Consider the following 9189-nt stretch of genomic DNA (forward strand, 5'->3'; position numbering starts at 1 on the left):
GCGGGCAGGTCGTGCGGTGCGGCCGGCCCGGCGGACCGGGCGACGGTGACGCCTGTATGACGGTCGAGCCGGGCACCGGGTTACGCGCTGTCCGGAACGCGACCGCTCCCGACGGCCCGCGCCACGGCGGCCCGCACACCCGACGGCCTCACGCCGGTGGCCGGAGCAGCGCGCCGGGCGGTCCGTGGGCGCGACGGCGTCGGGTGGCCCGCCCGTGCGGGATCATGGGGGGACCCGGCGGAGGGAATACGATGGCCTACCTGTTCCTGCTGATCGCGATCGGTGCCGAGGTGGCCGGCACCAGCCTGCTCAAGGCGACGCAGGGGTTCACCCGGCTCTGGCCCACGGTCGGGCTGGCCGTGGCCTACCTGACGGCCTTCGGCATGCTCGCGCTGGCGGTCCGGGACATCCCGGTCGGGGTGGCGTACGCGATGTGGTCCGGGCTCGGCACCGCCGCGATCGTCGCCGTCGGCGCGGCCTTCCTCGGTGAGCCGCTGAGCCTGACGAAGGTGGTCGGGGTGGGTCTGATCATCGGGGGAGTGGTCGTGCTCAACCTCGGTGGGGCGCACTGAGCCGGCCGCCCCGGTGCGGGGCGGCCGGCTGCGGCGCGGCCGTTAGCGGCGGCCCGCGGAATGCCGGTGCATGACCTGCCGCCCCCGCACGAACGCCAGCACGATCACCACCAGCAGCGCGACGAGGCCGATGATGGCCAGCCAACGGACCGCCTCCAGCAGCAGCCCGAGCAGGATGAGTGCGCCGCCGACGACACCGACGACCCAGAGCATGGCCCGCATGTCCACCTCCCGTGACTCACTGACCGGGCAGCCTTCCCGTTCCGGGCCGCCGTATGCCCCCACGCCACGGGGAGCGGGGTCAGTGCGGGTCGGGCCGTCGGCGGGCGACGTAGACGGTGTTGGCGGACTCACCGCCGGTCAGCGGGTTGGCGAACGGGACGACGTGCGCCTGCCAGGTGGTGAACACCTCGGCCAGGACCCGGCCGAACGCGTCGTCCGGCGGATCGTCCGACCAGAGCGCGAACACCCCGTCGGGCAGCAGCAGGTCGGCCAGCCGGCGCAGCCCCTCGGGGGTGTAGAAGGCGGCGTGGCTGGGGTGCAGTACGTTGCGCGGGGAGTGGTCGACGTCGAGCAGCACCGCGTGGAACCGGCGGCCCGGCTGCTCCGGGTCGAAACCGCTGCCGTCGGCGACCGCGGCGAAGAAGTCCGCCCGCACGAACCGGGTCCGTGGGTCCGGGGCGAGACCGGCGGCGAAGGGGAGCAACTGCCGGCGGTGCCAGTCGATGACGTCCTCGATCGTCTCCACCACCAGCACCGTGCGTACCCGGGCGTCCTCCAGCGCGGTACGGGCGGTGTAGCCGAGGCCGAGACCACCGACCACCACGTCGAGCGGCCCGTCGCCCAACGGGGCCAGCCCCAGCCGGGCCAGTTCGATCTCGGCGACCGGGAAGAGGCTGGACATCAGGTACTCGTCGTCGAGCTTCACCTCGTAGACGTCGACGTCGAGCGCGGGTTCCCGCCGCCGGCGCAGGCTGATGGCGCCGATCGGGGTCTCCCGCCAGGCCAGTTCCTCGAATCGCACGCCCACCGGGCCGTCCCTCCACCGTCGTCGTGCCGGGATGCTACCGGGACGACCGGTTCGCCTGCGGCATCGGCGCGCGGCGGCGCGGGCCGGGCGGACGGCGCCGGCCGCCGCCGGGCCACCACGCAGGGTCCACGGGACATCGACGCAGCGCATATCCTGTCCGCCGAGGACTCGCGGAAGGGACGCCATGCCGTCGCGGCAGGACCAGCTCCACTCCTACCAGTTCACCGTGCAGCGGGCCGTCGCCGCCCTGGTCATGCGGGAGACCGACCCGGCGCGGTCGCCGTTTCGCCGGCTGGCCGGCGCCGGGCTGGCCAGCGTCCTGGTGGCGGCGATCGGGCTGGGCGGCTGCGCCCTCTACGGCCTGTTCGTCGGGGGCGGGTCGACGTGGCGCGACACCGGCGCGGTGATCGTCGAGAAGGAGTCCGGGGCCCGGTTCGTCTACCGCGACGACCGGCTGCACCCGGTGCTCAACTACGCCTCCGCGCTGCTGATCGTCGGCGCGGACCGGTCCCGTACGGTGCTGGTGTCCCGCCGGTCCATCGAGGGGGTGCCGCGCGGGCTGCCGCTGGGCATCGCCGACGCCCCGGACTCGCTGCCGGCCGCCGGGCGACTGTCCACCGCGCCGTGGACGGTCTGTTCGCGGGCGCCGGCCGACGCGGCGGGCGCCGTACCCCGTTCGGCGTTGCTGATCGGCCGGGAGGCGACCGGCGGGCGGCGGCTCGCCGAGGAGGCGGTGCTGGTCCGGCACCCCGACGGCGGGCTGCACCTGATCTGGCACCAGCGTCGGCACCTGCTGCGTGACACCCCCCGGGTGCTCGCCGCGCTGGCGACCACCCGGGAACGCGCGGTTCCCGCCGCCCCGGCACTGCTCAACGCCCTGCCGGCGGGCGTCGACCTGGCCCCGCCGTCGCTGGCCGGGCTCGGTGAGCCCTCGTCCGGGGTCACCGACGCCACGGTCGGGGACGTCTTCCTGGTCCGCAACTCCGGCGGTGGTCGGCAGTACGCGGTCGCCGGGCGCGACGGCCTGGCCGGTATCACCGAACTCCAGGCGGCCCTGCTGATGGCCCGTACCGGCCAGGACGAGCCGGCCCCGATCAGCCTGGGCCGGTTCGCCGCGTCGCCCAAGCTGCCCGATCTGGTGCCGACCGGGCCGACCGCGCCACCACCGGCCCCGCCCCGCCTGGCCGGCGTCGACGGCGGCGCGCTCTGCGCCCGGATCGGCGACGACGGCACGGTCGGCGAGGTACGGGTCGACCCGACCGTGCCGGACCTCACCGCCGCCCGCAGCACCGACGCGCCGGGCGGGGTGCGCGCCGATCAGGTGCTGGTCGAGCCGGGACGCGGTGCGGTCGTCGAGTCGGTGGCCGCGCCGGGCGCGGACGGTGGGGCCGTGTCGGTGGTCACCGACCTGGGCCGCCGCTACGTGCTCGCCGACGAGGGGGTGCTCGGCATGCTCGGCTACCGGGGGGTCACCCCGGTCCGGCTCCCCGCCGGCCTGGTCAGCCTCGTTCCCGCCGGCAGCACCCTCGATCCGGCCGCCGCCCGGGCGGTCGCCGCCCCGTCCTGACCGGCGGCGTCCGGCGCGCTCCCCGGGGAGGTAAGTCAGTTGGGGCGGCGCAGCAGGCTGACGGCGAAGTCCGCATCGTCCCGCCAGGGGCGCAGGTCCCAGGTGGCGAAGCGCTGTTCGAGGCGGAGGCCGGCGGCGGCCAGGTCGCTGTCGAAGTGGTCGAGCCGGTAGCCCCGGTCGAGGCCGAAACCGACAAGCACCACCCCGTCCGGGCGCAGGTGGGTGGCGATCCGGGTCAGCACGGCGGGTTCGGTGCCGGCGGCGACGAAGGCCATCACGTTGCCGGCCACCACGGCGGCGTCGAACGGCTCCGCCTCGCCGTCGGCGGCGAGGTCCAGCGTGGCGAGGTCGGCGACCAGCCAGCGCGGCCCGGGGTGGTCGGTGCGGGCCGCCTCGACCAGGACGGGATCGGCGTCGACCCCGACCACCCGGTGCCCCCGCGCGGCGAGCGCGGCACCGACGCGTCCGGTGCCGCAGCCGGCGTCGAGGATGCGGGAGCCGGGGGCCACGACCGCGTCGACCAGGCGGGCCTCACCGGCCAGGTCGGCCCCTTCGGCGGCGAGCCGCCGGAACCGGTCGATGTACCACTGGGAGTGTTCGGGGCCGGTCTCGGTCGCCCACCGGGTCGGGTTGGTCATGCCGCCACGGTATCCGGCCGGCCCGGCGTGCCGCGGCGTCCACGGCACCGCCCACCGTGCCCGGGAACCCGGAGCGGGACCGGGCCGGTCGCGGCGGGGCTCAGGGCAGTTGGGCCACCGTGACGAACTCGTTGTAGGTGAAGACCTTGCCCATCGACCGGGGGAACGGGAAGGAGTACTGCTTGACCACCGTCATGCCGAGATCCCGGGCGGCCTGCGCGGCCTCGTCGAACCCGACGAACCGGACGTGGGTGGCGTCGCTAGCGTAACCCCGCTCCTGCGGGGTGATGAAGACCGCCGTGCCGCCGGAGCGCAGGAACGGCAGGTAGCTGGAGATGACCTCCAGGGCCGCCTCGGCGGGCAGGTGCTCCAGCAGGTGGGCGGCGAGCAGCGCGTCGAAGGCGCCGGGTCGGGCGTGCGGGGACTGGTGGAACTCCTCGATCGTGTACGCCTCCAGCCCGGCGGCCCGCGCGTGCGCCACCGAGGTGGGGTTGTGGTCCACCCCGACCGCGCCCTCACCCAGGTTGGCCAGGTTGCGGCCGAGGCCGCAGCCGACGTCGAGGGTCCGGCCCAGGTCGAGCCGCTGGAGGTTCCACCGGTACGGCGCCTGCACGTCGAGCACCTGCTTCCAGCGCGCGCCACCGAGGCGTTGCAACCGCTGGGTGTAGTCCTCGCCCTCGGTGCCCGCCGCGGTGTCCTGCTCTGCTCGACTCATCGCCGGCCTCTCTGCCCGTCGCGGAAACGTCGCCACCCGGCACGCGTGCGGGAGGGCACGCCGCCGGCCGTCGGGTGCCCGCGCCGACGCGGACACCCGACAGATGCTACGGACCCGGGCGGCCATCGTCAGCCCCCACGGCGGGCGGGTCGGGGCTGGTGACACAGGGTGGTGCGGGGTTCGACCCTGGGTGCCGGCCGGGGTCGCGGTGGCCCGTCGGGCCGGTGGCGTCGGCGTCGCCTCCCGGGTCAGGTGCCGCCGGCCGGGGTGACTCCGGCCCCGGGTCAGGCGATGCCGGCCGGGGTGACGCCGCCGGCCCGCAGCGCGGCCAGCGGGGCGTCGTCGACGGCGTAGCCGAGCGCGTCGACCACCTCGACCACGCCGCTGACCTGCGCGCTGAGGCGCAGCGCCAGGTGCACGGTGGACCACCGGTCCAGTTGGCCGGTGAGGGTGACCACACCGCCGTGCACGGTCACCTCGACCGTGCCGTCGGGCACCCCGAGCACCCGGTGCAGCACGTCGGTGACGACGTCGCGACGGATGTCGGCGTCCGGCCGGAGGTGGACCCGGAGCAGGTCGCCCCGGGTGACGATGCCGACGAGGCGGCCCAGGTCGTCGACGACGGGCAGCCGCTTGACGCCCCGCCGGTCCATGATCCGGGCGGCCTGCGCGAGGGTCACGCCGGGGGAGACGGTGACCGCCGGTGCGGTCATCAGGTCCCCGGCCAGGGTCGCGGCGGCCTTGGCCCACCCGGTGCGGGTACGGCGACCGGGGAAGATCCGCCGCTCGTGCGGCTGCCCGAGCCGTTCCACCTTGTGCAGCAGGTCGGCCTACGAGACCACGCCGAGCACCCGCCGGGTGCCGTCGACCACCGGCACCGCCGTGACGTGCCGGGCGGTGAGCAGGTCCACCACCGTCCGGTACCCGGTGTCCTCGTCCACCGTGAGCACGTCGACCGTCATCACGTCCTGCACCTGCCACGTCCGCATGGCGTCCTCCTCGGTCCCGCCTCCGACGCTAGGTGGCGGGCGGGGCCCGGGGCAGGGGCGCAGGACCGGATCGGGGTGGGCCGGAGGTCCCGGGTGGTCGGGCGTCCCTAGGATGGCGGGGGCCCACGGTTGCGGTAACCCACCTGACCTGGCGTTAAGGTGCCGTCCATGGTGGAAAATAGCCGGTTTGCAGGCCCTTTCACCGCAAAATTACTTGTCGGTAGACACTTAGGCTGAAACTCCTTTTCGCGCTAGGGGGATGATCGGCCGATTTTCGCCGTCCGATCTTCAGGGGTCGGTGGGCCCTTCGGTCCGACTCCGATCGATGATCTTTCCTCGGCCGGATGTCGTCCTATTCTGCTTCCATTGTGAAGTCCTGGGGGGGATCATGATCACAATTGGCTGTTCCTGCGCGGCTGCCCACAGTGGAGCCGAGCCGATCCGCTGACATGGCGCAACCGACGATCATCCAACAGTTCGCCGAGGTCTCGGCCACCCGTACCGACCACCCGGCGATCCTCGGCGAGACCCACGAGGTCAGCTACGCCGCCCTGGCCGCCACCGTCGGCGGGCACGCCGTCGCGCTCACCGCGGCCGGCGTCCGCCCCGGCGGCAGGGTCGCCCTGCTCACCGGGCACGGCGCCGGCACCATCGCCGCCGTCCTCGGCGCCCTCGCCGCCGGTGGCGTGTACGTGCCGCTGGACCCCGGGTTCCCGGTCGACCGGCTCCGGCACATGCTCGCCGCCGCCGACGTGCGCGTCATCGCCTGCGCCCCCGACCACCGCGACCTCGCCGACGCCCTGTGCGCCACCCGACCCGGCACCGCCGTGCTGGTCCTCGACCCGACCGCCACCGCCGGGCTGCACCCCCTCCCGGTCGACCCCGACAGCCCGGCGTACGTGCTGTTCACCTCCGGCTCCACCGGCACCCCCAAGGCCGTCGCGCAGACCCACCGCAACCTGCGGCACGTCGTCGACAACCAGATCCGCACCCTGGGGATCGGCCCGGCCGACCGGCTCAGCCTGCTCGCCTCGTTCAGCTTCGACGCGGCCATCCCCGACCTCTACCCGGCGCTGCTCACCGGGGCCGCCGTCGTCCCCGTCGACCTGCGGCGGCACGGCCTGGCGTACGCCGTCGGGCAGCTCGCCCGGCACCGGGTCACCGTCTACCACTCCACCCCGACCGTCTACCGGTTCCTGCTCGACACCCTCGGCGAGCGGCGGCTGGACAACATCCGGGTGGTGCTGCTCGGCGGCGAGCAGGCCACCTACGCCGACGCCGCCCGGGGCCGCGACCGGTTCGCCCCGGGATGCCTGCTGGTCAACGGCTACGGCGCCACCGAGATGACGTTCGCCGCCCGGTACGCGCTGCCGCTGGCCGACGCCGACCCGGCCGGCGCCGGCCCGCTGCCGATCGGCACGGCGCTGCCCGGCTACACGCTGCGGCTGGCCGACTCCGGCGAGATCGTGGTGCACAGCCCGCACCTCGCCCCCGGCTACCTCGGCCGGCACAGCGACCGGTTCGGCGTCGACCCCGACGGGACGCCCACCTACGCCACCGGCGACCTGGGCGCGTTGCTGCCCGGCGGGGACCTGGTCTGTCTCGGCCGGCTCGACCGCCAGGTCAAGGTGCGTGGATTCCGGGTCGAGCTGACCGAGGTCGAGGCCGTCCTCGCCGCGCAGCCCGGCATCGCCGCCGTCCGCGCCATCGCCCGCGACGGGGCGCTGCTCGCGTACGCCGTGCCGGCCGGCGGCCACCTCGACCCGGCGGCGCTGCACGCCGCCCTCGCCCGACGGCTGCCCGACTACGCGCTGCCCCGCGCCGTGCTGGTCCTCGACGCGTTCCCGCTCACCGTCACCGGCAAGATCGACGAGCGGGCGCTGCCCGACCCGCCCCGGACGGTCCCCGCCGGACAGGAGCCGGCCACCGACACCGAGCGGGACGTGCACGACATCTGGTGCGCGGTGCTCGGCCGCGCCGCCGTCGGCCGGCAGGAGAGCTTCTTCGACGCCGGAGGACAGTCCCTGCTGCTCGGCCAGGTGCAGCAGCGCATCGCCGACCGGTTCGGCACGACGCTGCCCATGGTGCGGCTGTTCGCCCACCCGACGATCGCCGCCCAGGCCCGACTGCTCGACCCCGGCGTCGACGGGCCGCCGGCCCGGGCGGAGCGCACCGCCCCGCTCCCCGCGCCGACCCTGCCCACCCCGACCGCGCCGCCGGTCGCCGCCCGCGAGTACACCGGCGACGAGATCGTGGTGGTGGGACTCGCCGGCCGGTTCCCCGGCGCACCCGACGCCGCCACCTTCTGGTGGAACGTCTGCGCCGGCGTCGACTCGGTGCACGACCACTCCGACGCCGAGCTGACCGCCCTCGGCATCGGGCCGCGGCTGCGCGCCGACCCCCGGCACGTGCGGGCCACCGGCCGGCTCGACGGGGTCACCGACTTCGACGCCGAGTTCTTCGCCATGGGCGACGAGGAGGCCGCCCGGACCGACCCCCAGCACCGGCTCTTCCTGGAGACCGCGTGGGAGGCGCTGGAGGACGCCGGGCACGACCCGACCCGCTTCCCCGGCCTGGTCGGCGTCTACTCCGCCACCTCCGCCAACCGCTACTTCCTGTTCCACCTGATGGACAACCCGGCCGTGGTCGGCGACGTCGACCCGGACGACTGGGAGGCCCGGCTGATCGGCCGGCAGGCCACCGACCACCTGCCCGGTCAGGTGGCGTACCGGCTCGGGTTGACCGGGCCGGCGGTGGCCGTGCAGAGCGCCTGCTCCAGCTCCCTGGTCGCGGTCTGCGTCGCCGCCCAGAGCCTCGCCGACTACCAGTGCGACATCGCCCTCGCCGGCGGGGTCAACGTCACCTGGCCCCGCTACCGGGCCACCCCCGGCGGGCTGGCCTCCCCGGACGGCCGCTGCCGCGCCTTCGACGAGGCCGCCGAGGGCTCCGGCTTCGGCTCCGGGGTCGGTGTGGTCGCGCTGCGCCGGCTCGCCGACGCCCAGGCCGACGGGGACCGGATCTACGCCGTCCTGCCCGGCTGGGCGGTCACCAACGACGGCCCCGACCGGGCCGGTTTCGCGGTGCCCGGCCCCGCCGGGCAGGCCGCCGCCGTCGCGAACGCCCTGGCCGCCGCCGAGGTCGCCCCCGGCGAGGTCCGCTTCATCGAGGCCCACGGCAGCGGTACGCCCCTCGGCGACGCCATCGAGGTCGCCGCCCTGCACGAGGTGTACGGCGGAGCCGCCCCCGCCGAGTCCTGCGCGCTCGGCGCGGTGAAGACCAACATCGGTCACCTCGACGCCGGGGCCGGCATCGCCGGGCTGATCAAGACGGTGCTCGCCGTCCAGCACGGGGTGATCCCGCCGAACCTGCACTTCACCCGCCCGCACCCGGAGATCGACCTGGCCGGCGGCCCGTTCTACGTACCGACCAAGGCGCGGGACTGGCCGGACGCGCCGCGCCGGGTGGCCGGGGTCAGCGCGTTCGGGCTCGGCGGCACCAACGCGCACGTGGTCGTGGAACAGCCGCCACCGGCCGTACCGGCCGAGCCGTCGCCCCCACGGGCCTGGCTGCTGCCGGTGTCGGCGCGTACCCCGCAGGCGTTGCGGGCGGCGTTGACCCGGCTGCGGCACCACCTGGCCGGCGTCGGGCCGGCCCTGCCCGAGGTGGCCGCCACCCTGG

The 9189-nt window shown here is 75.4% G+C and carries 9 protein-coding genes; 3 read left to right on the forward strand and 6 right to left on the reverse strand.

What is annotated here, in order from left to right:
• Positions 1 to 251: 251 nt before the first annotated feature.
• Entirely contained in the window at positions 252 to 572 is a 321-nt protein-coding gene (locus H1A17_RS32265; RefSeq protein ID WP_145920420.1) for a multidrug efflux SMR transporter, read from the forward strand.
• A 42-nt stretch (positions 573 to 614) separates the two neighbouring features.
• On the opposite strand, the gene H1A17_RS32270 is transcribed toward H1A17_RS32265, so the two are convergent.
• Both H1A17_RS32270 and H1A17_RS32275 read right to left on the reverse strand, forming a co-directional pair.
• Positions 615 to 794 (reverse strand): hypothetical protein, encoded by a 180-nt coding sequence (locus tag H1A17_RS32270; protein WP_145920419.1) that lies wholly within the window; start codon positions 792 to 794, stop codon positions 615 to 617.
• Positions 795 to 873: 79 nt separating this feature from the next.
• The gene (locus tag H1A17_RS32275) at positions 874 to 1602 is read right to left on the reverse strand and encodes a spermidine synthase (RefSeq protein WP_145920418.1); all 729 of its coding nucleotides are present in this window, start codon (positions 1600 to 1602) and stop codon (positions 874 to 876) included.
• A gap of 184 nt (positions 1603 to 1786) precedes the next feature.
• On the opposite strand from H1A17_RS32275, the gene eccB reads away from it, so the two are divergent.
• On the forward strand, positions 1787 to 3169 hold the full coding sequence (gene eccB, locus H1A17_RS32280) for a type VII secretion protein EccB (protein ID WP_145920417.1): 1383 nt from the start codon (positions 1787 to 1789) through the stop codon (positions 3167 to 3169).
• Between the two features lie 35 nt (positions 3170 to 3204).
• Here eccB and H1A17_RS32285 read toward each other — a convergent pair whose 3' ends face one another.
• The 4 genes from H1A17_RS32285 to H1A17_RS34930 all read right to left on the reverse strand — a co-directional run bounded on the left by H1A17_RS32285 (position 3205) and on the right by H1A17_RS34930 (position 5511).
• Positions 3205 to 3807 carry a bifunctional 2-polyprenyl-6-hydroxyphenol methylase/3-demethylubiquinol 3-O-methyltransferase UbiG gene (locus H1A17_RS32285; protein ID WP_145920416.1) on the reverse strand — a complete coding sequence of 201 codons (603 nt, stop codon included), beginning with the start codon at positions 3805 to 3807 and terminating at the stop codon, positions 3205 to 3207.
• A 100-nt stretch (positions 3808 to 3907) separates the two neighbouring features.
• Complete coding sequence (locus H1A17_RS32290) at positions 3908 to 4522, reverse strand: methyltransferase domain-containing protein (protein ID WP_145920415.1); 615 nt, start codon at positions 4520 to 4522, stop codon at positions 3908 to 3910.
• 284 nt (positions 4523 to 4806) lie between these two features.
• A complete protein-coding gene (locus H1A17_RS34925; protein WP_309236923.1) occupies positions 4807 to 5334 on the reverse strand; it encodes a CBS domain-containing protein in 528 nt (175 codons plus the stop codon).
• Positions 5335 to 5352: 18 nt separating this feature from the next.
• Positions 5353 to 5511: a CBS domain-containing protein gene (locus H1A17_RS34930; RefSeq protein WP_228544659.1), complete on the reverse strand. Its 159-nt coding sequence runs from the start codon at positions 5509 to 5511 to the stop codon at positions 5353 to 5355.
• A gap of 449 nt (positions 5512 to 5960) precedes the next feature.
• Here H1A17_RS34930 and H1A17_RS32300 point away from each other — a divergent pair.
• A partial coding sequence (locus H1A17_RS32300) for an AMP-binding protein (RefSeq protein ID WP_194823655.1) occupies positions 5961 to 9189 on the forward strand: 3229 nt, incomplete at its 3' end.

The organism is Micromonospora sp. S-DT3-3-22 (assembly GCF_015354745.1).
In the GTDB taxonomy this organism is placed as follows: domain Bacteria; phylum Actinomycetota; class Actinomycetes; order Mycobacteriales; family Micromonosporaceae; genus Micromonospora; species Micromonospora wenchangensis.